Source organism: Stenotrophomonas sp. 80084_Sma (assembly GCF_056481995.1).
On record NZ_CM151177.1, the window covers coordinates 1253786 to 1278713 of the forward strand.

Genomic DNA, 24928 nt, shown 5'->3' on the forward strand with positions numbered 1-24928 from the left:
GTCCTGGTAGTGCCGGCCGCTGGCCGGCAACCCCAACAGCTCAGCCGCCGCCTTCGGTCGGCAACGGCGCCGGCACGTTCAACAGCCCGCCCGCCGCCACATAGGCGGCCAGTGCCTGGCCCTGGCTCAGCAGATGGCGTTCCATGGTGCGTTCGGCAGCCTGCGCGTCGCGGCGGCGGAAGCATTCCATCAGCTCGCGGTGTTCGGCCAGCGACTGCGCGGTGCGACCCGGGGTCAGCAGCTGACGGCCACGATGCATCTTCAGGATGCGGTGCAGGTCGTGGGTGATGCGGATCAGCCACGGGTTGCCCGCGTAATGCTGCACGGTTTCGTGGATCAGGTAGTTGTTGCGGTAGTACTCGGCGATGTTGCCCTCGGCCGCCGCGGTTTCCATCGCTGCATGCAGGTCTTCCAACTGCTGCACGCCTGCATCGTCGATGTGCTTCACCGCCTCATGCGCGCAGCGGCCTTCCAGCATCGCCATCACCGGGAACAGCTGGTTGAGGTCTTCCAGCGTCAGTCGCGTGACCCGGCTGCCACGACCCGCATCGATCTGCACCAGGCCTTCGGCGGCCAGCAGCTTCAGCGCCTCGCGCAGCGGCGTGCGGCTGATGCCCAGTTCCTCGCACAGCGCGGGCTCGTCGATCCATTCTCCCGGCGGCAGCCGGTAATCGTAGATGCGCTCGCGCACGTGTTCGGCCACCTCTTCGTACAGAGGTGCGCGCTTCTTCGGTGACCGCGGGGCAGGGGCAATGGCCATGGTGGAAGTGTACCGCCAGGTAGTGCCGGCCGCTGGCCGGCAACCCATGATCGCTGGATGGCTTCATGAGAGTGCCGGCCAGCGGTCGGCACTACCGCTGGGCGGTTACATCCAGCCCGGCACCACGAACACCAGCCAGGCCAGCAGCGGTCCGAGCGCAACCACCAGGCCGCTGTAGACCAGGAAGCGGCGGAACAGGGTCTCGCGCTCTTCCTTCGCGGCCGAGGCCACCACCAGTGCGCCATTGGTCGAGAACGGGCTGACATCGACGATGGTGGATGACACCGCCAGCGCGCAGATCACGCCGGCGGCGCTGAGGTGACCCTGCATCAGGAATGGCACCGCCAATGGAATCGTCGCGCCGAGTACCGCTGCCGACGAAGCGAATGCGGAGACGATGCCGCCGACATAGCAGACCAGCAGCGCTCCGAGCAGCGGGATGCCGATGTCGGAGACACCGTTGCCGATGAAGTCCACCGCGCCGGCATGTTCCAGCACGCCGATGTAGGTCACCACGCCGCAGATCAGCAGCACGGTGGACCAGCTGATGCCATCGACCGCACCCTTCTGGCTCTGCGGGGACAACAGCGCCAGCGCCACCGCCACGGTGATCGAGACCAGGCCGACGTTGAGGTTGTAGATCAGCGCGGCCACGCCCAGGCCGAGCAGGCCGATCAGGGTGAACAACCGCTCGCGGGTCAGGTTCACCGCATCCAGTGCCACCGGATCATTGGACAGGGTGCCACCACCAGCGGCCACCAGTGCGCCATGACCTTCGATCGCGAACTGGCGCGACGACGCCTGCGGGCCACCGGCCATCGCCAGCTCGGCATTGCCGAGTGTTCCTGCTGCGGTGATCGAGCCACGGCGCAGCAGGGCGATGCCACCAAAGGCGAAGAAGCAGATCGTCGCCATCATGAAGTTGAAGCCCAGACTGGTCAGGAACACCGCCATCTCGGTCACTTCCAGCCCGGCTTTCTGCACCACGCCATTGGTGATGCTGCCGTACACGCTGATCGGCGAGAAGCCGCCCGCCTGCGCACCATGGATGACCAGCAGGCCCATCATCAGTGGATTGATGTTGTACTGCTTGGCAAAGCGCAGCGCGACCGGGCCGATGATCGCGACCGCCGCCGGGCCCAGTGCACCGAACGCAGTGAGGACCGCGGTGATCACGAACATCACCCACGGAATGGCCACGATATGGCCGCGCACGGCTTTCACTGCCCAGTGCACCAGCAGGTCGATGGTGCCGTTCTTCTGCGCGATGGCGAACAGATAGGTAATGCCGACCAGGGTCAGGAACAGATCGCCGGGAAAGCCGGCCAGGACCTCCTTGCCGCCCATGTCGACCCACAGTCCGCCGATGATGAAGGCCAGCGCGAAGGCGACGGCACCCATGTTGATCGGCATCGCGGTGGCGACGATGAACATGATCACCAGACCGATGATCGTTGCGATTTGTGGACTCATGCGCCCTCCCAGACACGTGACTCACGTACAGCGCGGATGGAGACCCGCCATCCCGGGGTAAGGCGACGTACTGCGTGTTGCGTGATACGTACTGCTCGAACCCGTTACTGCAGCCGCTCCAGCGCGCTGCGGACCCACGCCGCGGCGCCTTCAAGGCTCTGGAACTCTTCCACCGCGCGCACCTCGCAGCACGGATAGGCCGGCGCGACCATGCGCGCCAATGCGTTGCCCGGGCCCAGCTGCAGGAACACCCGCGCGCCACGCTCGAAGGCCTGGCGCATCACCTGCGCCCATTCGATGGTCTGCGCGAGCTGCGCCGACAGCGTGTGGACTGCCGTTGCGCGATCCCGCACCGGTCGCGCATCGATGCCGGCCAGCAGCGGCAGGCGTGGGGCCTGCAGTGGCGAGGCGTCGAGTGCGGCAGCGAACGGTGCGACCGCCGCTGCCAGCAACGGTGTGTGTGCAGGCACGTGCACCGGCAGTGGACGGATGTCCGCACCCTGCGGCCGCGCGGCATCGGCCAGCCGCTGCAATGAGGCGTGCGTGCCGCCCACGATGAAATGGTCCTGCCCGTTGGCGATGGCCACGTGCGCTCCGTGCAGATCGCACAGCGGCTGCAGTACATGGCGTTCCAGGCCAAGCACTGCCTGCAGGCCTGCATCGGCGGGGCTGGCGCTGTCCATCAACAGCGCGCGCTGCGCAGCCAGGGCAAGGCAGGTGGCCGCATCGACGCCGCCGGCGATGGCATGTGCGGCCAGCTCGCCGATGCTGTAACCCGCGATCACCGTCGGCGTTGGCAATACCTCGCGCAGGCCCTGCCAATGCGCCAGGCTTGCTGCGCACAGCAGTGGTTGCGCCCGCACATTGTCGAAGCGGTCGTCGGCCGCCGCAGCGGCGAATACATCGCGGCCAAGCAGTTCGCTCGTGGCATCGAGCACCGGCCGCGCGGCAGCCAGATCGCGCACGCGATCGAACATCGCCGCGTGCTGCGCGCCTTGGCCGGGGCAGAGCAGGGCCAGGCTCATGCCTGCTCCTGCTGCAGCAGGAACACGCTGCAGGCCAACAGGTCTGCGCTGCCGCCCGGGCTCAGCCGGCGCATGACGAAGCCGTCACCGATGCGACGCAGATGTACCTGCCAGTCCGGCGCGAACGTGCCACCGGCGTCCAGGAAGGTGCGTGCCTGCCGCTGGGCCCAGCGCAGGCCGTCGGCGCCGCCGCGGTGCAGCAGGTTGAGGTCATCCACGCACGCGATCAGCTGCATCAGGGTCTGGCACATCGCGGCCTCGCGTGGCAGGCCGCTGGCCAGTGCGTGGCGCAGGGCAGGCAGTGCCACTTCGCGCAGCAGCGGGTAGCCGGCGGCCGCTTGTTCGCGCACACCTTGCACGCCGTGTCGTGCACGCGCGCGCTGGCCAGGGCTGTTCGCATCCAGAGGCGCGTCGGCGAGCTCGGGCGCCCAACGGCGCACTTCCTGGCAGACCTGCTCGGCTGCGGCGACACGGCCCGCGCGGCCCCAGCAGGCAGCGGACGCGGCCACCAGCAGGCCAAGGCTGAAGATCGCACCGCGATGGGTGTTGATGCCCGCAGTGGCGTTCAGCATCGATATCTCGGCGGCGATGCCATGCCGGCGCAGCGTCTGGAACGGCGCCGCGCCGGCACCGGCGTCGGCCACGGCGATGAAATAGTGGCGCAACGCGAACAGGCTGCGCAGGAAGGTGCCGGCATCCATGTCGTGGTGGCTGCCGCGATCGAACGGTGTAACCAGTCCCGGTTTGGGGGCAAGGGCCAGTTCGGCGTGCAGGCTGGCGATGGCAAGGCGCCCCAGGCGCGCGCTGTCCACCGCCGGGGTGGACCGGGCGACGCGCTTCACGACAGCGTTCATGCGACAACTCCAGTGGCGTTGAACAAGGCCTCGCGCAGTTCCAGAGCGGCACCATCAATGCGTTTGACCAGTACTTCGAGGCTGCGACCGGCGTATTCGCGCCAGTTCACCGCGCCACCATCCACCAGGCACAGTTCGCCATCCACGCGATGCCCATAGGCGCTTTCCCAGTGCTGCAGGCGTTCGACCAGCAGGTCGGCCTGGCGCGCGTCATCCACCTGCCACAGCAGGTCGATGTCCGAGCGCGGGTGCACATAGGGCAGTCCGGTGAGGTGCTGCCATGCGAAGGCGCCGAATACGCGGGCTGGTGCAAGCCGCAGCATTGCCTGCAACGCCGCCTGCCAATCCGCCGGAACGCCGCCGGCGAGAACGTCATCCAAGGCAGGGGGAGGCTGCAGCTGCTGGACGTCCTGCAGGGCCACGCGCAGCGCCAGCCGTTGCTTGCCTTCGCTTGGCGGTAGCGGTACCCCCAGACGCAGCCGAGGGTCGGGGTCGTCCGCCGCACAGCGCGCCACCATGGCCGGCAAGCCCTGCGCGAACCACGCTGCCAGGCGTGGTTCCTGTGCAGTCACGTCAGCCCGCCAGTCGGCATCGGCCGACAGCCAGGCCAGCGTGTGGCGGGCGGGCCGCTCAGGCATCGCCGTGGGCCACCGCAGATGAAACGCCTGCCGCCAGGGCACGACCGCCGCGCTGTGCGCCGCGTGCGGCACGCAGGTCGCCTTCGGCGGGCGTGCGCAGCGCCTGCAGCAGGTGCTGGGCAAGATCGCCCTCCCACAGCGATTCCACCGCACCCATCGCCACGTAGTTCTCCACGCCCGGCGCGAACACCGGCGAGCTCTGGCTGAGTGCCTGCAGTTTCTCCAGCGGTTGCTTGGTCACCCGCGCCATCGCGCGCAGGTCCATCACCCGCACCTGTGCATCGGGCAGGGCGTGGATGTGGTCGGCCATCAGGCCGAATGAGAGGAAGCCGCCACTGACGGATTCACCATAGACCAGCGTGACAAGCCGCGCGCCACGTCGACGCGCGAGATCCAGCGTCTGTGCCAGATGCGCGAAACAGCCGTTGATGCCAAGCAGTTCGTCGCGCCGTGCCAGGCGCTGGCCAGCGGTGTCCACCAGCATCACGATCGGTCGCTGTGGAAGCGCGGCGGTGCTGGCAAGCACGGTTTCGGCCAGTGCCAATGCGTGGTCCACGCCGACTTCGAGTTTGTCGGCGGTACCGATCACGGTCACCTCGCCATCCTCGGTGGTGGCGCTGCCGGTCAGCACCGAATCGTTCACGGCAATGGCATGCCCATGCGGGAACAGGGCATCGAGCAGGGTCTGCAGCGGCATGCTCATGGCAGGCTCCGGTCGGCGGTGGCGATGAGGAACGCATCGGTGTCGAGCAGCGGCAGTCGCTCGGGGGCAGTGATACCCAGCCGCGCCCAGATCTCCAGGCCATCGCGGCAATCGCCCCAGGCCTGCACGCGCGCCTTCAGTGCCGCATGGCGTTCCTGCAGCGCGGCCAGTGCAGTATCTGGATCGGTGCTGGTATCGGGCTGCAGCGCATTGCTGGCAGCCTGCGCGAACGCCTCGATGGCATCGGGCACCAGCACCTGTGCCTGGTCGATCAGGTAGCGGTGCTTGCCTCCCGTTATGCGCCAGACCAGCGCGCGATCGCGGGAATCGAATTCCTCCACGCCGCGAACGGTTTCGATCACTTCCGGTCCGGACAGCGACAGCCTGCCTTCCTCGGACATGACCACGGTGCTGCAGCAGCGGGCGACGATGCCCATGCCACCGAACGCGCCATTGCCGCTGCCGATCAGTGCCACCACCGGCACGCCTGCAGCGCGCGCATCCAGCGTGGCGCGCATGATCTCGGAAATGGCAATCAATCCCGCGTTGGCTTCGTGCAGGCGCACGCCACCGGTATCGAGCAGCAGCAGCACACCGTCAGGTCGGGTTTCCGCTGCACGGTGCAGCAGCCCGGTCAACTTGGCGCCGTGCACCTCGCCCACGCCGCCGCCCATGAATTCACCCTGCTGTGCGGCCAGCAGCACGCGTCGGCCGCGCAGTGTGGCTTCGCCGACAACGATGCCGTCGTCGAACGCCGCGGGCTGGTCGAGCTGTGCCAGGTGCGGGCTCATCATCCGCCGCGCCGGGCCGAGGAATTCACGGAACGAGCCGGCGTCGGCCAGGCCGGCGATGCGCTCGCGTGCATCGGCTTCGTAGTAACTGTGGCGCTGCGTCCGGCTCATCGTGGATCTCCAGCAAGCAGGGTTTCCACTGCCTGGTCCAGGCGCAGGCTGACCACCGCCGGGGTCGCACCGGCATCGTTGATCGAGACGCGTACATCGCGCAGTGGATGGCGCTGTGCGAAATCACCGATCACCGCCTCCCAGACGCGGCCAAAGCCCTGCGCGGCGGTGATGATGCGCACCATCATCGCGCCGTCCAGTGCGGCCGGTTCCAGCAGGATTTCCAGGTTGCCCGAGGCCAGTACGCCGACCAGCATTGCATCGCGCGGAAACTGCACCGCCGTGTGTCCTTCGAATCGATAGTCGAGGGTTTCCATGCTCAGCCCCTTACCAGTTGCGGAAGCGCTTGGGCGGGTCGTACAGGCCGCCTGACCAGCGCACCAGGTCCTTCACCGAACGCGCCGCCAGCAGGTCACGGCTGGCATCGCGCACGGAGATGCCGAGGTCATCGGGACGGCGGATCACGCCGCGGTCGCGCAGGTTCTCCACCATCGCGCGGTCGCGTCCCATGCCCACGGCGGTATAGCCGGACACGCCGCGGATCGCCTGTTCGCGCTCTTCAGGGGTGCGGCACAGCAGCAGGTTGGCGATGCCTTCTTCGGTCAGTACATGGCTGACGTCGTCGCCATAGATCATCACCGGTGGCAGCGGCATGTCCGCGCGCTCGGCCAGCTCCCAGGCGTCCAGCCGATCGACGAAGGCCGGTGCCATGTGTTCGCGGAAGGTTTCCACCATCTGCACCACCAACTTGCGGCCACGCGGCATCTCACCGGGGCGTGCGGCCTGCTGGCCGGCCTTGACCCAGGCCTCGCTGGCATGGCGGCGGCCACGTGCATCGGAGCCCATGTTCGGTGCGCCACCGAAGCCTGCGATGCGGTCGCGCGTGGCGGTGGAGCTGTTGCCCTGCAGGTCGATCTGCAGGGTGGAACCGATGAACATGTCGCAGGCATACAGGCCGGCGGTCTGAGAGAACGCGCGGTTGGAGCGCATCGAGCCATCGGCACCGGTGAAGAACACATCGCTGCGTGCGGCGATGTAGTTCTCCATGCCCAGTTCGGAACCGAACGAATGCACCGATTTGACGAAGCCCGATTCGATCGCCGGAATCAGTGCGGGGTGTGGATTGAGGGCCCAGTGCTGGCAGATCTTTCCCTTCAAGCCGAGCGATTCGGCGTAGGTGGGGAGCAGCAGTTCGATGGCGGCGGTATCGAAGCCGATGCCATGGTTGAGGCGGTTGACGCCGTACTCGGCGTAGATGCCCTTGATCGCCATCATCGCCATCAGCACCTGGATCTCGGAGATCTGCGCCGGGTCGCGGGTGAACAGCGGCTCGATGTGGTTCGGCTTCGGGGCCTGCACTACGAAGTTGACCCAGTCAGCAGGGATATCGACGCGGGGCAGGGTGTCGACGATCTCGTTGACCTGGGCGATGACGATGCCGCCACCGAACGCGGTGGCCTCGACGATGACCGGGGTGTCTTCGGTGTTCGGGCCGGTGTAGAGATTGCCGTGGCGATCGGCGGCCTGCGCGGCGACCAGCGCTACGCGGGGCGTGAGGTCGATGAAGTAGCGGCCGAACAGTTCCAGGTAGGTGTGGATGGCACCGATCTGGATGCGCCCTTCGGCCACCAGGTTGGCCAGCCGCACCGATTGCGGGCCGGAGAACGAGAAGTCCAGTTTCGACGCGATGCCACGCTCGAATACATCCAGGTGCGACGGCAGAGACAGCACCGACTGCACCATGTGCAGGTCGTGCACCCGGGCCGGGTCAAGGTCGGCCAGGGCCTGGGCGAGGAAATCGGCCTGTTTCTGGTTGTTGCCCTCCAGGCAGACCTTGTCGCCTGGCTCCAGCAGTGCGTGCAGCAGCTCGCCCACGTCGGTGGCGGCGACCTCACGTCCCCGGGCCCACGGCGCGGCACGTTCCAGGCGGGCCTGGCGGCTGCGTTCCAACGTATCCCAGCTCGGGTTCATCGACCGGCTTCCGATTGGTGTCGATGTAATTACGGCATAATTACAGTCGGGCATGCAACCCGCACTGCAGCAAAAAGAAGGGCCCGCGCGAAGGCGGGCCCATTCAGATTGAAATGGAGGATGACCCGCATCGATCGGGGTAGTGCCGGCCGCTGGCCGGCTCCGCGTCATCGATGCATCGCTTGGAGCCGGCCAGCGGCCGGCACTACCGTTTCTGGTGGCTCAGAACTTCCAGCGCAGGCTGGCCGACACGAAGCGCGGTTCGCCGTAGTTGTTGTAGTCCAGATTCGCCCAGTAGGTCTTGTCCAGCGCGTTGCGCACGCTCAGCGTTGCCGTCCAGTAGTCGCTGATGCGGTAGTTGGCGTTGAACTGGACCAGCATGTAGGCCGGCTGGTTCACCGTCACCGTGCCGCCCAGCGGGTAGGCGATGTTGTAGCCCTGCACCTTGCTCTGCCACTGCACGCCACCGCCGATGCTCAGGCGCTCCAGCGCGCCGCGCAGCTGCAGCTGGGTGTTGAGCTGCAGCAGGTCCTTCGGCGGGTTGGCGTACAGCAGATCGGTGGCGGCGCGGGTGACCTTGACGTGGGTATAGCCGGCGTTGACCGTCCAGCCCGGCAGGATCTCGCCGTTGACGTCCATCTCCCAACCGCGCGCCTTGGTGCCGTTGACGCCGACGTAGGCGGAGGTGCCATCGCTCAGCGAACCCTCCGGCACGCCCATGTCACGCACCGCGTAGTTGTCCTGCTTGGCTTCGAACACGGCGGCATTGGCGGTCAGGCGGCCATCGAACCACTGCGTCTTGATGCCCGCTTCCAGGTTCGAGCCCTGTACTGGCGCCAGCAGGTTCTCGTTGCGGTCCTTGAAGTTCTGCGGGTTGAAGATCTCGGTGTAGCTGGCGTACGCCGAGACGTTCGGGGTGATGTCGTAGACCAGGCCCACGTAGGGAGTGACTTCATCGCTCACCTTGTACGCGCCGCTGGTGCCGGTGTAGGCGCCTGCGGCGTTGTAGGAGCGGCTGAGGGTTTCCCAGCGGCTCAGGCGTGCGCCGGCAATCAGCGACAGCGGATCGGCCAGGCGCAGGCGGGTGGCCAGATAGACGCCACTCTGCGTGGTCTTGGCCACGCGGCGCGCGCCGGTACGGCGGTAGGTGACCTCGGAGATGTCGCCGTTCCAGCTGTACACGTTGGGAATGTAGTAGCAGCGTTCGCCGCCGCAGCGTGCCCAATCGTTCGGGAAGTTCAGCGCCAGGGTGTTGGTGGTGCCTTCCAGGTCCGACCACTGTGCGCCGAGGGTCACATCGTGGTCGCGGCCGAACAGATCGAAGCTTCCGGTCAGGTAAGCATCGACGTTGCGCCGGGTGTCCCTCGAATCACCGGCGGCCGCGCGCAGGAAGATGCCCGAGCCGGTCACCGGGTCCGGGTTGCCGGTGCCGTACAGGCGCACGTTCTGCACATTGCCACGGGTGTAGGCGGTGTTGATCTTCAGCAGCCAGTTGTCGCCGAAGCGCTGTTCCAGGTTGGCGAAGGCAGTGTTGCTCTCGCGCTTCCAGTAGCTCCACTTCGGCGACAGGTTGGTCGAGCGCGGCAGGTGCGCGAAATGGCCCTGGTTGTCGAAGAACGGCACGGTGCCCCAGGTCGAGCCGGTCGGATTGTTGTCCTGGCTCTGGTAACCGAGGGTGATCGTGGTGCTGTCGGTGACGTCGCCTTCCAGCACCGCCATGCCGGCCATCTTGTTCTCGTCGTAGCGGTCGTAATACAGGCCACGATCGGTATAGGCGGCGACCACGCGGCTGCGGAAACGGCCGTCATCGGTCAGCGGCGCGGTCACGTCCGCCTCCATGCGTCGATAGTCCCAGCTGCCGGCGCTGATCGCGAACGAGGCATCGAACTCCTTGCCCGGCCGCTTGCGCAGCAGGTTGACGGTGGCCGACGGCACGCCGGCGCCGCTGAGCAGGCCGTTGGCACCGCGGATCACTTCGATGCGGTCGTAGAAAGCGGTGTCGTATTCCTGGTTGGTGGAACCGCTGTAGGTGGGAATGCCATCGACCTGGAAGTCGGTGATGGCGAAGCCGCGTGCGTAGTACAGCGGGCGCTGGGTGTCATAGAAGGACACGCTGACGCCGGTGACGTTGCGCATCACGTCGTTGATGCTGAACAGCGACTCGTCCTGCAGGCGCTTCAGGCTGATCGCAGTGGCCGACTGCGGGGTTTCCTGCAGTGTGATCGGCAGGCGGGTGGTGCTGGATGGCGGAGCGGACTGCTCGGCACGGACGCTGACCCGGTCCAGGGTCTTGGCATCGGATGCATCGGCGGCGGCCTCGGCGAACGCCGGAGACGCGACCAGCGCGAGCGAAGAGAGCAGGGCAGCCGGCAGCAGCGCACGGCGGGGCAGGCGGTTACGGAACGTCAGGGACATGGTGGGTTCGAAGCTCGGAGACGGGAAGGGGGCGGCAACAGTCGTCCAGCACCCGGGGCGGCGGCTTCGGGCACATCAGGTCCATCTGGGAGGGGCGCGGTCACTGCGAAGGACGCAAATGTAAATAATTCTTAACAACATTACAATTCGCGTCATTGTGCATAGGATTCCCGGCGCCGGGCATCGCTTTCTGCAGCAGGGAGCGGCCCAAACGCGAACGGCCACCCGAAGGTGGCCGTCCGTGTCTGCTGCAGGGAATCTGCCAGGCTTACAGCGCCTGCAGTTCCTCGTTGGCGTTGCGCTTTTCCTTGGCCGGTGCCGGAGCCGCTGCAGGAACCGCTGCCGGCACCGGCGCCGCCGCGTTCGCATCCACCGGCACCTCCAGATACGGCAGATGCAGGGTCTGGCTGGTCAGCGTACGGATCTCGTTGACCAGCGCGGCGCTGTCGTTGAGCTTGCGCCCGTACGACGGCACGATCTCGCGCAGGCGGGCTTCCCAGCCGGCCTTCATCTGGTCCGGGAAGGCCTTGGCCATCAGGTCCAGCATGATCGGCGGCGAGGTCGACGCACCCGGCGAAGCGCCGAGCAGGGCGGCGAGGGTGTGGTCCTTGTCGGTCACGATCTCGGTACCGAACTGCAGCACCGGGCCCTTCAGCGGATCACGCTTGATGATCTGCACGCGCTGGCCGGCGGTGACCAGCTTCCAGTCACCCGGCTTGGCAGTGGGGAAGTACTTGACCAGCTCGGCCTGGCGGTCGGCATCGTTCAGGCGCGCCTGGCCCATCAGGTACTGCACCAGGTCCAGGTTGTCCTTGCCCACTTCCAGCATCGGGCCGACGTTGTTGTGGTTCACCGACGAGTACAGGTCCCACCACGAGCCGTGCTTGAGGAACTTGGTGCTGTACAGCGCGAACGGCCCGAACAGGACCACCGGCTTGCCGTCCAGCTTGCGCGCATCCAGGTGCGGCACCGACATCGGCGGCGAACCGGTCTCGGCCATACCGTAGGCCTTCACGCCGTGGCGCGAGGTCACGTCCTGGCCCTGGAAGGCGAGGAACTGGCCACCGACCGGGAAGCCGGCGTAGTCCTTCGATTCCGGAATGCCGGACATCTGCAGCAGCTTCAGTGCAGCGCCACCGGCACCGATGAACACGAAGCGGGCGTGGGTGGTGGACTCGGTGCCGGCCTTGAGGTCCTTCACCGTCACGTTCCAGCTCTTGTCGGCGTTCTGCCGCAGCGCGCTCACTTCGTGGTTGAGGTGCAGGCTGAAGTTCGGGCTGCGCTGCAGGCCGGCGGTCAGCTGGCGGGTGATCACGCCGAAGTTGACGTCGGTGCCCAGCGGCATCCAGGTTGCGGCAACCTTCTGCTTCGGGTCACGGCCTTCCATCAGCAGCGGGGCCCACTGCTTGATCTGGGCCGGATCCTCGGAGTACTGCATGCCGTAGAACAGCGGATTCTTCACCAGGGCCTGCTGGCGCTTGTGCAGGTAGGCGATGTTGTCATCGCCCCAGACGAAGCTCATGTGCGGGGTCGGGTTGATGAAGTCGCTGGGCTGGCTCAGCCGGCCTTCCTTCACCTGGTGCGACCAGAACTGGCGCGAGACCTCGAACGATTCGGCGATGCCGACCGCGCGCTTGGTCTCGATGCTGCCGTCGGGCAGTTCGGGGGTGTAGTTCAGTTCGGCGAAGGCCGAGTGGCCCGTGCCGGCGTTGTTCCAGCCGTCGGAGCTTTCACCGGCGACGCCGTCGAGGCGTTCGTAGACCTGGATGTTCCAGTCCGGCTGCAGTTCCTGCAGGTAGGTGGCCAGGGTGATGCTCATGATGCCGGCGCCGACCAGCACAACGTCGACGGGCTTGTCGTTGCTGGCGGCGGGCACCGAGCGCTGGGTCAGCGGCCAGTACAGGAACAGCGCGGCGGCCAGCAACAGCAGCACGAGCAGGGCGAGCAGGGCCTTGCCAAATTTCTTCATGGGGGCGGGATCGTTGGCGGAGGGGAAGGGGTCAGGATGCGCGTGGGGCAGGGAAAGGGCGTGAAGAAACAACGCCTTGCGCCATCCATCCGCGATTCTAACCGGATCCGGTCCGTTTTTGATGCAACGCAGCATCCGACGTTTCGCGGCCCCGTCACGTGAGCGGCGGGCCCAAGCCTGGCGATCGTAGCCCCAGTAGCGCCAGGCCATGCCTGGCGACGCCTTCAATCAGACCAGCTCCAGAATCTCGTCACCGGCCTCATCGATCTCCCCGGTCGGGCGCCAGCCCAGGCGCCGGTAGAAGCCATGCGAGCGCGAACGCGGGTCGGCCGAGCACGCCAGGAACAGCCGGGTATGGCCCGCATCGCGGGTCAGGCTGACCACTTCCTGCAGCAGCTGCCGACCGACGCCACGGCCTTCGTAGTCCGGCAGCAGGGCCAGCACCAGCACCTCGCCACTGTCGCGGTCGGCGAAGCAGTAACCGGCCATGCGCTCCCCTTCCCAGGCGACGCGGCCGATCGAATCGCCCTGGGCGATGCCGGCCGCCCAGCTTTCCGGCGTGATGCCCAGCTCCGCCAACTGCGCGGCACTGAAGGCGTTCTCGCGGGTGCGCCCGCGCAGGTCGATGCAGGCGGCGGCATCTTCGGGGCGCGCATCGCGGACGAATACAGGCATGCAGGGCATCCTTGCAGTGATCGGCCGACCAGTATCCGCATCGCGCATGGACCTGGTGTGGAGACTTCGTGGAGATTGGATGGAGCAAAAAGGGGACGGAGGGGATTAAGTCGTTTAAGGCCTATACGACATTCTGGGCAAAGACGACTTAATCCCCTCCGTCCCCTTTTTTGCAGGGCTGCCTCAGCGCTTGCGCCGCACCAGCGCTGATGAGGCGTCCAGCACGGCGCGGGTCAGCAGGGCCATGGTCTGGACGTCACCCTTCCAGTGCTGCCAGTACAGCGGCACGTCTTCCCACGCGCGCTGGCGTACGTAGACCAGGCGGCCGGCGTCCAGGTGCCGCTTGACCAGCGGCAGCGGGTTCATGGTCCAGCCCATGCCGCCCAGGTTGGCCTGCACAAAGGCGCGGGTGGAGGGAATCCACCAGGTCGGTGCGGTGCTGGGCAGGTCGTCGCCGGCCATGCGCCGGGCAAAGCGCGACTGCATTTCGTCTTTGCGGTTGAACACCAGCACCGGCGCCTGCGCCAGCGCCTGCGCGGTCACGCCCTTGGCAAAATGGCGTTCGCGGAATTCGGGGGTACAGGTGGCGGCGTAACGGATGCTGCCCAGCGCGTGGATCTGGCAGCCCTGCACCGGCTCGTCCAGCGTGGTCACCGCACCCAGCACTGTGCCCTGGCGCAGCAGTTCGACGGTGTGGTCCTGGTCCTCCACGCGCAGGTCCAGGGTGGTGCCGGTGCTCTGTGCGAACTGCGAGGCGGCCTGCGGGAACCAGGTTTCCAGGCTGTCGTGGTTCACCGCCACCGGGATGCTGGCCTGCGGCAGGTCTTCGTCAGCCAGGCCCATCCGGTGCAGGGCGTCGTGCTCGAGCAGGGCGGTCTGCTCGGCCAGCTGCACCAGCACCTGGCCCTCGGCGGTGGCGGTGGCCGGGGTGCCGCGCTTGACCAGCAGGCGACCGACCCGATCCTCCAGTGCCTTGACCCGCTGCGAGATGGCCGAGGGCGTGACATTCAGCGACTGCGCGGCGCGGTCGAAGCTGCCTTCGCGGATCACTGCGGCGAGGGCGCGCAGCTGGGCATGGTCGATACGCATCGAATTAAGTTCCGCTAATGTTGGTTTAGGAAGTTTAGCTCGTCTTTTCCATGTTGCGGCGCGACAATGGCGCTCGTTCCGGTGCTGTCCGCCTTCGCGAGGCACCGTCCCCCCAAGCAAGTAAAGGCAGTGAATCCCATGTTCTCGGTCATCTCCGCCAGCACCGGCCTCGGTGCCTGGTTCTCTGGTGCAGCTACCGGCATCGGCCTGTTCGCCGTGGTCGGGGCCCAGAGCGCCTTCATTCTGCGCCAGGGCATCCTGCGCAAGCACATCGTGCCGGTGGTTGCCACCTGTGCGGCCATCGATGCGATCTTCATCTTTGCCAGCGTGGCTGGCCTGCGCACGCTCACTTCAGCGCTGCCGTGGCTGACCACCGCCGTGCTGTGGACGGGCGTGGCGTTCCTGGCCTGGTACGCCATGAAGTCGGCACGCCGTGCGATTGCCGGTGGCGGCGGCATGGGCGAGGCTGACAGCGACGACGGCAGCCGCCGCGCGGTGCTGATGGCCGCGGTCGGCTTCTCGCTGATCAACCCGCACTTCTGGCTGGACATGATGGTGATCGGCTCGATCGCCGAGAACTTCGGCAACGCCCGCATGGCCTTCGCCGCCGGTGTGGTGACTGCCAGCTGCCTGTGGCTGACCGCGCAGGGCCTGGGCGCACGCCTGCTGGCGCCGCTGTTCACCAAGCCCAGTACCTGGCGCGTGCTCGACGGCACCATCGCCGTGATCCTCAGCATCCTGGCCCTTACGTTGGCGGTGCGCGGGGTCCACTGACCCGGCGCACGCCCCCCGAACCCACGTCCTGACTCTCTCCAAGGTAGTGGTAACGACGGCACCGGCAACGGTGCCGTCGTTTTTTCTGCCGATGTGGCGCGGCAAACGGTCACGTGCCTAGAATCGTGCATCCGGACAGGGTGTCCGGTTTTCCATGGGGGAAGGATGCGCAGGATTGTGCTGGCTGTACTGTTGAGCGCGGTTGTGGGTGGGGCATCGGCCGCAACGCTGGACCTGGATCGCTATCTGCGGCAGGAGTCGTTTACCGACATCAAGATTTCACCAGGGGGCGAGTACATCGCCGCGACGGTTCCGCTGGAGGCGGGAACCGCATTGGCGATCTACCGCATTGCCGACATGAAGATGGTCGGCAGCTTCCGCCCGCCCCGCAACGATCACGCCCACACCTTCGACTGGGTCAGCAACGAGCGGCTGCTGGTGGGCATGGCACAGAAGTTCGGCGTGCTGGACCGGCCGACGCCGACCGGTGAACTGTTCGGTATCAATGCCAACGGCAAGGGCGGCGAGCTGCTGGTGGGGTACCGGGTTGCCGACCAGAGCCTGGGCACCAACATCAAGGTCAAGCCGGCAGGCCTGGTGGCCGCCTACCTCAGTGATGAGCTCAAGGACGATGACCGCAACGCGCTGGTGACGGTGATCCCGCTGGTCGGCAGTTCGCATGCGCAGGTCGAGCGCATGGACGTGATCACCGGTCGCCGCAACGCCGTGGCGCGCGCTCCCATTCCCGATGCGGACTTCACGACCGATGAGCAGGGCGAGGTGCGTTTCGCACGCGCTGTCGTTACCGATGGCACGCAGAAGCTCTACTACCGCACGGGCAGCAACAGCGACTGGGTCCTGCTCAATGATGAATCCCTGAGCAAGCGCATCGAGGCGCCGCTCGGCTTCTCGGCCGATGGTCGCCTGGCGTACCTGCAGGTCGAGCAGGCAGATGGACCTGATGCCATTGTCAGCTGGGACCCCCAGAGCAATGAACGACGCACCGTGCTGCGCGATGGGAGTGCCGACCCGGCGCGCATCATCCGGCGCCCCGGCAGCCGCGTGCCGGTCGGGGCCCTGTTCCTTGGCAGTGCGCCGCGAACGGCATTCTTCGATGACGCCTCGGACGACGCTCGCCTGTACCGCAGCCTCGAAGCCGGCCTTGGCGGAGCGGTCTACATCACCTCCAGCACGCGCGATGGCAAGACGGTGCTGGTGGAAACCTGGTCAGGCAGCAATCCGGGCGATTTCTATCTCTATGACACGGTTGGCAAGAGTGCACGGCACCTGATCAGCCGCAGCGACTGGATCGACCCCGCGCTGGCGGCGGAGGTGCGTCCGATCAGCCTGACGGCGCGTGATGGGCGTTCGCTGCATGGCTTCCTTACCGTCCCGCATGGCCGCGAGGCCCGTGCGCTGCCGATGGTGGTGGTGCCGCACGGAGGTCCGATCGGTGTTGCCGACCAGGGCGCCTATGACACCGAGACACAGATGCTGGCGGCGGCAGGTTACGCGGTACTGCAGGTGAATTTCCGCGGCTCTTCCGGCTATGGCCGGGCCCACATGCAGGCCGCGCGAAAGCAATGGGGGCTGTCGATGCAGGATGACGTCACCGATGCCACGCGTTGGGCGATCGAACAGGGCGTGGCCGACAAGAACCGCATCTGCATCTATGGGGCCAGTTACGGTGCCTATGCGGCGATGATGGGGGCGGTGCGCGAACCGGGCCTGTACCAGTGCGCGGCCGGCTACGTCGGCATCTACGACCTGCCGTTGATGTACGCCCGCGGAGACATCCAGAGCGACGAGTCAGGCCTGGCCTACCTGCGGAACTGGCTGGGATCGCCCAAGGATCTTGCAGAGCGTTCCCCGGTGAATCTGGCCGCGCAGGTGCGGGTGCCGGTATTCCTGGCCGCGGGTGGTCAGGATCAACGTGCGCCGATCGTGCACAGCGAACGCATGGAAGCTGCGTTGAAGAAGGCCGGCACGCCGGTGGAAACCCTGTACGTCAAGAATGAAGGGCATGGTTTCTATTCCCCTGCCAACCAACGTGCGTACTACAGCAGGTTGCTGGCCTTCCTCTCGCGCAGCCTGGGGGGCCAGGTGGCCGGGCAGGCCGCACCTGCGGAGAAGAGCAGCGCGCCCTGAACAAGCCGGGGGCGGCGGATGATCGATCCGCCGCCCCCGGAGTTCGCCTGCATCGGGCTTACTTGACCCCGTGCATCATCTTCTTCAGCAGCGGCGCGGCGATGAAGGCGGCCAGCGCACAGCCCAGGCCGATCCACATCAGCAGCCAGAACAGGTGCGCATAGGCACCGGCCGCGGCCACCATGTCCAGCGATTCGCCTTCCGGTACCTCGATCGCGGCCAGCTTGCCGAACAGCGCGGCCAGCGTTTCCGAGAACGCGGTTGCCAGGAACCAGGTGCCCATCATCAGGCTCATCACCCGCGGCACGGCCAGCTGGGTCACCGCCGACAGGCCGACCGGCGACAGGCACATCTCACCGCTGGCCAGCAGGAAGTAGGCCAGCACCAGCCACCACACGCTGGCCATCTCGCCGGTGGCGCCGACCTGCTGTGCGGCCAATGCCAGCGGCACGAACGACAGCGCGCCGATCACCAGACCCCAGGCCGATTTGACCGGCTTGCCCGGTTCCCAGCCGCGGCGGTCCATCCACGTCCACATTGCGGCGAAGGCCGGCGCCAGCAGCACCAGGAACAGGCCGCCGAGGTAGGTCAGCGAGCCGGCGGTCTGCGGAATCACCAGGCAGTCGCGCACCAGCAGCACCAGCATCAGCACGACGATGGCGGCGAAGAACGTTCGCGGCGCAGATGAGCCCGGACGGCGCTCGGACAGCCGCGCGCTGACCACGAAGCCCAGCGGCGCCAGCAGCAGCGAGATGATCGACCAGGGCAGCGGGGTACCGCCGGTGATCACCAGCGAGGGCACGATGTCCTTGGTCAGCAGCCGGTCGGTGAAGGTCACCCACGAGCCGTAGGACTGCTCGTACATGGTGAAGAACACCAGCGCCATGAAGATCAGCACCATCAGCGCGATCATCTGCTGGCGCTGTACCGGCGTGCACTTGCTGCCGGTGAACCAGGCGAACCAGACCAGCACGCCGCCCAGCACCACCACCATCAACATCAGTGCCAGGCTGATTTCACCGCCCAGCGCGAACGCGCCGTTGCCGGCCGCCCACATCAGCCACGCCACCGGCAACACACCGAGCACCGCGCACAGATAGATGAGCCATTCGCGCGGCAGGCCCAGCACCTTCTGCTTCAACGCCGCCGGTTGCGGCGGCTCGGCGTGGCCCTGCAGGTACTTCTGGCCCCACAGGAACATGGCCAGGCCGGCCAGCATGCCGATGCCGGCCGCACCGAAACCGTACTTCCAGCCGTAGGCCTCGCCGAGGAAGCCGCACACCAGCGATGAGAACAGCGCGCCCAAATTGATGCCGGCGTAGAACAGCGAGAAACCCGAATCGCGGCGCGGATCGTCCTTGGCGTACAGCTTGCCGACAATGGTGGAGATGTTCGGTTTCAGGAAACCGACGCCCATGATGATCAGCGCCAGCGACAGGTAGGTCACCGCCAGTGCCGAGGTGTCGCGCACCACGTCGCCGTTCACCCGGTACGCAGCGTGGCCTTCGAAGGCCATGCCGAGGTGGCCGAGTACCAGCAGGATGCCGCCGAACAGCACGGCCCGGCGCATGCCCAGCCAGCGGTCGGCCAGCATGCCGCCGAATACAGGGATGCAGTACACCAGGCCACCGTAGGCGCCGAGCAGGTCCAGGCCGGCTTTGTCGCCGAACAGGTGGTACTTGGTGAGGTACAGCAGCAACAGCGCCTTCATGCCGTAGAAGGAGAAGCGCTCCCACATTTCGGTGAAGAAGCAGACGTAGACGCCTTTGGGGTGGCCCAGGAAGTCGTCGGAAGCGATAGCGGTGGAATTCATCGCGGAATTATAGGCCTGTGGCCCGATCCGCTTTCAGTAGATCCACGCCATGCGTGGATTGCCGGACTGGCCTGGGCGATCACAGGTACCGCAACCACGCCAGGTCACGCCTTCGCGCCTTGAACCGCGCGAATGCCCGGGTCGGCGGGTACAGCACCACCGCCAGCGCGCAGGCCACCAGCAGCAGGCCGCTGACCGAGTCCAGGGCATACAACTCGCCATGGGTCGGCCCCCAGGCCGCCAGCGCGCCCAGGTACAGCGCCTTCAGCACATACAGGTGCAGCAGGTAGAAGAACATCGGCGCGGCGCCGATATCGGCCAGCGGGCGCAGCGCACGCGCCAGTGGCGGCCATTCGTACAGGCGCAGCAGCAACAGCCCTACGCCCAGAGTCAACAGCAGGAACTGCAGCGACGGCGGGTACTTGGTGATGTTGAGCACGCTCATCCAGGTGCGCAGCGCGCTGGTCTGGTACTGCCACGGTGCATCTCCATATTGGTTGGCGAACCGCAGCAGCGCGAACATGGCCAGCGCACCGACGCCTGCCCACAGCAGCCAGTGCTGGCGCTGCGTCGGGTCGCGCTCGCGGGCGAACCACGGTCCCAACAGATAACCCAGAGCGATCACCCCGATCCACGGCAGCACCGGATAGGAGGTGCGCAGGCGCAGCGCGCCGGCCTCGATCCAGTCGCGCTGGTGCAGCACTTTCCACAGCACCGCCAGCAGGCCATTGCCTTGCACCCGTAAGCCGTCGAACAGGTTGTGCCCGGCCACCACCGCGATTGCCAGCACCAGCAGGGCCGGGCGTGGCAGCCACAGCAGCCCGGCCAGCGCGATCATGCTCAGCCCGATGGCCCAGATCACCTGCAGGTACAGGGTTTCCGGCGGCAGCTGGAAGGTCCAGGCGAAATTCACCAGGGTCAGTTCCAGCACGACCAGGAACAGCCCGCGCTTGAGCAGGAATGCGGCCGTGGCCCGGCGCGGATCCGCCTGGCGCTGGCCGTACAGCCAGGCCGACAGGCCGGTCAACAGGACGAACACGGGTGCGCACAGATGCGCCAGCAGACGGCAGGCGAACAGCGCAGGGGAGACCGTCGCTGCGTCCATCGGGTCGCTTACCTGATGCTGCAGGAAGAAGGTCTCGCGCACGTGGTCGAGCAACATCAACAGCATCACGGTGCCGCGCAGCTGGTCGATGGAGGCCAGGCGAGAGGAGGGGGAAGGGGGCATGCGATGCAGTAACAGCAAGGTAGCATTAAGATATAACATATCATTTGCTGTGCGCCCAGCCGGACTTTGCCGGGTCGGTCGATTGCCGGTCCACGTACTGGCCCATTGCGCTGCAGCACACGCCCCCATCCTTTGGCACGCTGGACTTGATCTGCCCTGAACGCTAGCGTGGCAGGGATTTTTTGCCAGCAGGGGCTTCCATGAACCACGACGCTGCGCCAAAGCAGCTCACCTTCCGCGCAGTGGCCCTGGCCATCGTGCTGGCGGTGGTGCTGTCGGCCGCAAACGCCTACCTCGGTCTGTTCGCAGGCCTGACCATCGCCACCGCCATTCCCGCCGCGGTGATTTCCATGGGCGTGCTGCGCCTGCTGGGCGGTGGCTCCATCCTTGAAAACAACATCGTGCAGACCGGTGCTTCGGCCGGTTCGTCGATCGCCGCCGGTGTGATCTTCACCATCCCGGCGCTGGTGATCATGGGCTACTGGCCGGACTTCAAGTACTGGTGGGTGCTGGGCATCGCCGGCCTCGGCGGCCTGCTGGGCGTGTTGTTCTCGGTGCCGCTGCGCCGTTCGATGATCGTCGAAGACCCGCTTCCGTTCCCGGAAGGCAAGGCTGCGGCGGAAGTGCTCAAGGCCGGTGAGAATCCGGGCCCGGGCCTGAAGATCCTCGGCCTGTCGGCGGTGATCGGTGCCTTCGTCAAGCTGGCCGCGGAAAGCGGCATGCGCCTGATCCCGGACGCCTGGGCCACCTCGGCCTACGTCGGCAGCTCCAAGGTCACCGCCTTCATCGGTACCAACCTGTCGCCGGCACTGCTGGGCGTGGGCTACATCGTCGGCCTCAACGTCGGCATCGTGGTGGTGTCCGGTTCGATCCTGACCTGGCACATCGCCATTCCGATCTACCAGGCGTTCTTCATGAACACCGATCCGGGCCTGGCCGCCTCGGTGGCTACCGCATCCTCCACCGAGGCGGCGTTCGCCATCTGGGGCGCGAAGATGCGCTACCTGGGTGTGGGCGCGATGCTGATTGGCGGCATCTGGACCCTGATCTCGCTGCGCAAGTCGCTGCTCAACGGCGTCAAGAGCGGCTTTGCCGCTGCCCGCAAGAGCGGTGGCCCGGTGCTGGCGCACACCGAGCGCGACCTGCCGATGAAGTGGATGCTGGTGGCCCTGGTGGTCTTCGTGCTGCCGCTGCTGGCCCTGTACCAGGCCATCGTCGGCCAGTGGCACGTGTCGATCCCGATGACCATCATCATGATCGTTGCCGGCTTCCTGTTCGTGTCGGTGTCGGCCTACCTGGCCGGCTTGATCGGTTCGTCCAACAACCCGGTGTCGGGCATCACCATCTCCACCATCCTGTTCGCCTCGGCCGTGCTGGTGGTGCTGCTGGGCGCCGATGGCCTCAAGCCGGTCGGTGCCGGCGGTGCGCCGCTGGGCGCGGTGGCGGCGATCATGATCGGCGCGGTGGTGTGCTGCGCCGCAGCGGTTGGCGGTGACAACCTGCAGGACCTCAAGGCCGGCTACATCGTCGGCGCCACCCCGTGGAAGCAGCAGCTGATGCTGGGCATCGGTGCCTTCTCGTGTGCGCTGATCATGGCCCCGGTGCTGAACCTGCTGGCCACCGCCTACGGCATCGGCGTGAAGTCCGAGCTGCACCCGAACGCGCTGGCTGCGCCGCAGGCCAACCTGATGGCCTCGGTGGCCAAGGGCCTGTTCGGTGGCGAACTGCCGTGGACCTTCATCGGCATCGGTGCCGTGGTCGGTGCCGCCATCATTGCCTTCGACAGCTGGCTGAAGTCGCGCAACGCACGCTTCCGCGTGCCGGTGCTGGCCGCCGCCATCGGCATCTACCTGCCGCTGGAGCTGATGGTGCCGATCTTCCTCGGCGGCCTGATCGCCCACCTGGTCGAGCGCTTCCACAAGGTGCGAGCCGATGACGAAGAAGGCCGCGACCGCGTGCACAAGCCGGGTGTGCTGTTCGCTGCGGGCCTGATCACCGGTGAGGCACTGATGGGCATCGCTATCGCGATTCCGATCGTGGTCAGCAGCCGCGCCGACGTGCTGGCCGTGCCGTTCCACCTGCCGGGCGCGCAGTGGATCGGCCTGGCCGTGCTGTTCCTGGTGGGCTGGCTGATCTACCGCACCGGCAAGTACACCAAGGCGTAAGGGATGGGTAGTGCCGGCCGCTGGCCGGCAATCCCGGAATCCCGTGATACCCCTGGTTGCCGGCCAGCGGCCGGCACTACCGCAAACCGCGCTACGGCGCGGTTTGCTTTTTCTGGCGGCGGGGCCAACCCCGCGCGCAGCCATGACCGATGGCCTTGGCAGCCCCGGCCGCACGGGCCTACCATCGGTTTTTTGCCGTCCTGCGGAGACCCCGATGAAACTGCGTCATGCCCTGCTGCCACTGAGCCTGCTGGCTGCCCTGCCCAGCGTTGCCGCTGCCCGTGGCCTGGAAGTCCGCGACATGGTGGCCATGGACCGCGTCTCCGCGCCGGTACTGACCACGGACGGTGGCACTGTGGTGTTCGCCAAGCGCAGCGTGGACGCCAACCTGAAGGCCTCCACCGCGCTGTTCGCGCGCAACCTGCGCACGCGTGACGCGGCCCCGCCGAAGCAGATCACCCCGGCCGGCTGGAGCGTCAATTCCGCGTCGCTGTCGGCCGATGGCCAGACCGTGTATTTCCTCAGTGCCAAGAACGGCAGCCAGCAGCTGTACGCGCAGCCGATCAACGGCGGCACCCCGCGCCAGCTGACCGACTTCCCGGTGGACGTTGACAGCTACCACGTGTCACCGCAGGACGACCGCGTGCTGTTCAGTGCCGGCGTGTTCCAGGCCTGTGCCTCGGATCTGGCCTGCACCGAGAAGAAGCTGAAGGAAAAGAAGGACGCCAAGGCCAGCGGCCAAGTGTGGGATTCGCTGTTCGTGCGCCACTGGGATGCCTGGAACGACGGCCGCCGCAACACCCTGTTCGTGGCACCGCTGCCGGCAGCCAAGGCCGGCGCGGTCAAGGGCGCCTCGGCGCTGAGCGCGACCATCGACGGCGATGCACCGTCCAAGCCGTTCGGTGGCAATGACGATTTCGCGTGGTCGCCGGATGGCGCCAGCGTGGTGGCCAGCATCCGCGTGGCCGGCAAGCAGGAGCCGTGGTCGACCAACTTCGACCTGTACCGCTTCGACGCTGCGGGCAAGCAGGCGCCGGTCAATCTGACCGCCTCCAATCCGGCCTGGGATGCCGGCCCGGTGTTCAGTGCCGACGGCAAGACCCTGTTCTACCGTGCGATGAAGCGCCCGGGCTTCGAGGCCGACCGTTTCGGCCTGATGGCGATGGACCTGGCCAGCGGCAAGAGCCGTGAGATCGCGCCGCAATGGGATCGCTCGGCGGGCGGCATCACCCTGTCCGCCGACGGCGCCAGCATCTACACCACCGCCGATGACCTCGGCGAGCACCCGCTGTTCCAGATCGACGTGGCCAGCGGCAAGGCCACCAAGCTGATCGGCGACGGCAGCGTGACCTCGGTGGACGTGGCCGGCACCAGCGTGGCGATCACCCGCAACAGCCTGAAGAGCAACGACCAGGTGCTGGTCGGCCTGCTGCCGGCCGCCGGCGAAGCCATCGGCGAGCTGCGCGCGCTGACCCCGGCCGCTGGCGACGTGCTCAAGGACGTCAGCTTCGGTGACTACGAACAGTTCGAGTTCAAGGGCTGGAACAACGACACCGTGCACGGCTATGTGGTCAAGCCGCACAACTACCAGGAAGGCAAGTCGTACCCGGTCGCGTTCCTGATCCACGGCGGCCCGCAGGGCAGCTTCGGCAATGGCTGGAGCTACCGCTGGAATCCGCAGACCTATGCGGGCCAGGGCTACGCCGTGGTGATGATCGACTTCCACGGCTCCACCGGCTATGGCCAGGCCTTCACCGATGCGATCAGCCAGCACTGGGGCGACCGCCCGCTGGAAGACCTGCAGAAGGGATGGGATGCGGCGCTGAAGAAGTATTCCTTCCTCAACGGTGACAAGGCCTGTGCGCTGGGCGCCAGCTACGGCGGCTTCATGGTCAACTGGATCGCCGGCAACTGGAACGGCCCGTTCAAGTGCCTGGTCAACCATGACGGCGTGTTCGACCAGCGCATGATGGGCTACGCCACCGAAGAACTGTGGTTCACCGAGTGGGAGCAGGGCGGTACGCCGTACCAGAAGGCGGCGAACTACGAGAAGTTCAACCCGGTCAACCACGTGGCGGACTGGAAGAAGCCGATCCTGGTCATCCACGGCCAGCAGGACTTCCGTATTCCGGTCGAGCAGGGCCTGGCCGCGTTCACTGCTGCCCAGCGCCAGGGCATCGAATCGAAGTTCCTGTACTTCCCGGATGAAAACCACTGGGTGCTGAAGCCGAACAACAGCATCCTGTGGCATGACACCGTCAATGCCTGGCTGAAGCAGCACATCGGCAACTGATGACTGCAGCGCCGCCCTTCGGGGCGGCGCTTT

At 66.6% G+C, this 24928-nt stretch carries 19 protein-coding genes; 4 read left to right on the forward strand and 15 right to left on the reverse strand.

The features are described from left to right. Nucleotides 1-40: 40 nt before the first annotated feature. From ACZK3W_RS05815 to ACZK3W_RS05875, 13 genes are all read right to left on the reverse strand, one after another. Entirely contained in the window at nucleotides 41-760 is a 720-nt protein-coding gene (locus tag ACZK3W_RS05815; RefSeq protein ID WP_057499721.1) for a GntR family transcriptional regulator, read from the reverse strand. A gap of 105 nt (nucleotides 761-865) precedes the next feature. Next, nucleotides 866-2233 carry an SLC13 family permease gene (locus ACZK3W_RS05820; protein ID WP_032127621.1) on the reverse strand — a complete coding sequence of 456 codons (1368 nt, stop codon included), beginning with the start codon at nucleotides 2231-2233 and terminating at the stop codon, nucleotides 866-868. Nucleotides 2234-2337: 104 nt separating this feature from the next. Continuing rightward, the gene (gene mdcH, locus ACZK3W_RS05825; protein ID WP_201118385.1) at nucleotides 2338-3258 is read right to left on the reverse strand and encodes a malonate decarboxylase subunit epsilon; all 921 of its coding nucleotides are present in this window, start codon (nucleotides 3256-3258) and stop codon (nucleotides 2338-2340) included. Further along, nucleotides 3255-4112 carry a triphosphoribosyl-dephospho-CoA synthase MdcB gene (gene mdcB, locus ACZK3W_RS05830; protein ID WP_478445565.1) on the reverse strand — a complete coding sequence of 286 codons (858 nt, stop codon included), beginning with the start codon at nucleotides 4110-4112 and terminating at the stop codon, nucleotides 3255-3257. Before mdcB ends, mdcH begins: the two co-directional genes overlap by 4 nt. Next, nucleotides 4109-4750: a malonate decarboxylase holo-[acyl-carrier-protein] synthase gene (mdcG, locus tag ACZK3W_RS05835; RefSeq protein ID WP_478450569.1), complete on the reverse strand. Its 642-nt coding sequence runs from the start codon at nucleotides 4748-4750 to the stop codon at nucleotides 4109-4111. The genes mdcB and mdcG overlap by 4 nt, the downstream gene beginning before the upstream one ends. Beyond that, on the reverse strand, nucleotides 4743-5447 hold the full coding sequence (mdcE, locus tag ACZK3W_RS05840; RefSeq protein ID WP_180837939.1) for a biotin-independent malonate decarboxylase subunit gamma: 705 nt from the start codon (nucleotides 5445-5447) through the stop codon (nucleotides 4743-4745). Before mdcE ends, mdcG begins: the two co-directional genes overlap by 8 nt. A gap of 2 nt (nucleotides 5448-5449) precedes the next feature. Further along, nucleotides 5450-6355 carry a biotin-independent malonate decarboxylase subunit beta gene (locus ACZK3W_RS05845; RefSeq protein WP_478450570.1) on the reverse strand — a complete coding sequence of 302 codons (906 nt, stop codon included), beginning with the start codon at nucleotides 6353-6355 and terminating at the stop codon, nucleotides 5450-5452. Next, nucleotides 6352-6672 (reverse strand): malonate decarboxylase acyl carrier protein, encoded by a 321-nt coding sequence (mdcC, locus tag ACZK3W_RS05850; RefSeq protein ID WP_180837932.1) that lies wholly within the window; start codon nucleotides 6670-6672, stop codon nucleotides 6352-6354. The genes ACZK3W_RS05845 and mdcC overlap by 4 nt, the downstream gene beginning before the upstream one ends. Before the next feature lie 10 nt (nucleotides 6673-6682). Next, complete coding sequence (mdcA, locus tag ACZK3W_RS05855) at nucleotides 6683-8326, reverse strand: malonate decarboxylase subunit alpha (protein WP_478450571.1); 1644 nt, start codon at nucleotides 8324-8326, stop codon at nucleotides 6683-6685. Between the two features lie 222 nt (nucleotides 8327-8548). Beyond that, nucleotides 8549-10741, reverse strand: a complete 2193-nt coding sequence (locus ACZK3W_RS05860; protein WP_478450572.1) for a TonB-dependent siderophore receptor — start codon at nucleotides 10739-10741, stop codon at nucleotides 8549-8551. A gap of 268 nt (nucleotides 10742-11009) precedes the next feature. After that, nucleotides 11010-12710, reverse strand: a complete 1701-nt coding sequence (gene mqo, locus ACZK3W_RS05865; RefSeq protein WP_478450573.1) for a malate dehydrogenase (quinone) — start codon at nucleotides 12708-12710, stop codon at nucleotides 11010-11012. A gap of 228 nt (nucleotides 12711-12938) precedes the next feature. Further along, nucleotides 12939-13385: a GNAT family N-acetyltransferase gene (locus ACZK3W_RS05870; protein ID WP_121503931.1), complete on the reverse strand. Its 447-nt coding sequence runs from the start codon at nucleotides 13383-13385 to the stop codon at nucleotides 12939-12941. Nucleotides 13386-13568: 183 nt separating this feature from the next. Then, nucleotides 13569-14474 carry a LysR family transcriptional regulator ArgP gene (locus ACZK3W_RS05875; RefSeq protein WP_010483397.1) on the reverse strand — a complete coding sequence of 302 codons (906 nt, stop codon included), beginning with the start codon at nucleotides 14472-14474 and terminating at the stop codon, nucleotides 13569-13571. 138 nt (nucleotides 14475-14612) lie between these two features. Here ACZK3W_RS05875 and ACZK3W_RS05880 point away from each other — a divergent pair, with 138 nt between their 5' ends. Both ACZK3W_RS05880 and ACZK3W_RS05885 read left to right on the forward strand, forming a co-directional pair. Beyond that, nucleotides 14613-15248 carry a LysE/ArgO family amino acid transporter gene (locus ACZK3W_RS05880; protein ID WP_005408523.1) on the forward strand — a complete coding sequence of 212 codons (636 nt, stop codon included), beginning with the start codon at nucleotides 14613-14615 and terminating at the stop codon, nucleotides 15246-15248. 165 nt (nucleotides 15249-15413) lie between these two features. Next, nucleotides 15414-17396, forward strand: coding sequence for an alpha/beta hydrolase family protein (locus tag ACZK3W_RS05885; protein WP_253145491.1), 1983 nt, complete (start codon nucleotides 15414-15416; stop codon nucleotides 17394-17396). 58 nt (nucleotides 17397-17454) lie between these two features. Here the strand turns inward: ACZK3W_RS05885 and ACZK3W_RS05890 are convergent, their stop codons facing one another. Further along, nucleotides 17455-19209: a peptide MFS transporter gene (locus ACZK3W_RS05890; protein ID WP_478450574.1), complete on the reverse strand. Its 1755-nt coding sequence runs from the start codon at nucleotides 19207-19209 to the stop codon at nucleotides 17455-17457. Nucleotides 19210-19288: 79 nt separating this feature from the next. Next, nucleotides 19289-20437 carry an acetyltransferase domain-containing protein gene (locus ACZK3W_RS05895; RefSeq protein WP_478450575.1) on the reverse strand — a complete coding sequence of 383 codons (1149 nt, stop codon included), beginning with the start codon at nucleotides 20435-20437 and terminating at the stop codon, nucleotides 19289-19291. Between the two features lie 200 nt (nucleotides 20438-20637). Between ACZK3W_RS05895 and ACZK3W_RS05900 the strand changes: the two genes are divergently transcribed. Next, nucleotides 20638-22602, forward strand: coding sequence for an OPT family oligopeptide transporter (locus tag ACZK3W_RS05900; protein ID WP_125893769.1), 1965 nt, complete (start codon nucleotides 20638-20640; stop codon nucleotides 22600-22602). 214 nt (nucleotides 22603-22816) lie between these two features. Beyond that, the gene (locus ACZK3W_RS05905; protein ID WP_180838695.1) at nucleotides 22817-24895 is read left to right on the forward strand and encodes a prolyl oligopeptidase family serine peptidase; all 2079 of its coding nucleotides are present in this window, start codon (nucleotides 22817-22819) and stop codon (nucleotides 24893-24895) included. Nucleotides 24896-24928 lie beyond the last annotated feature (33 nt).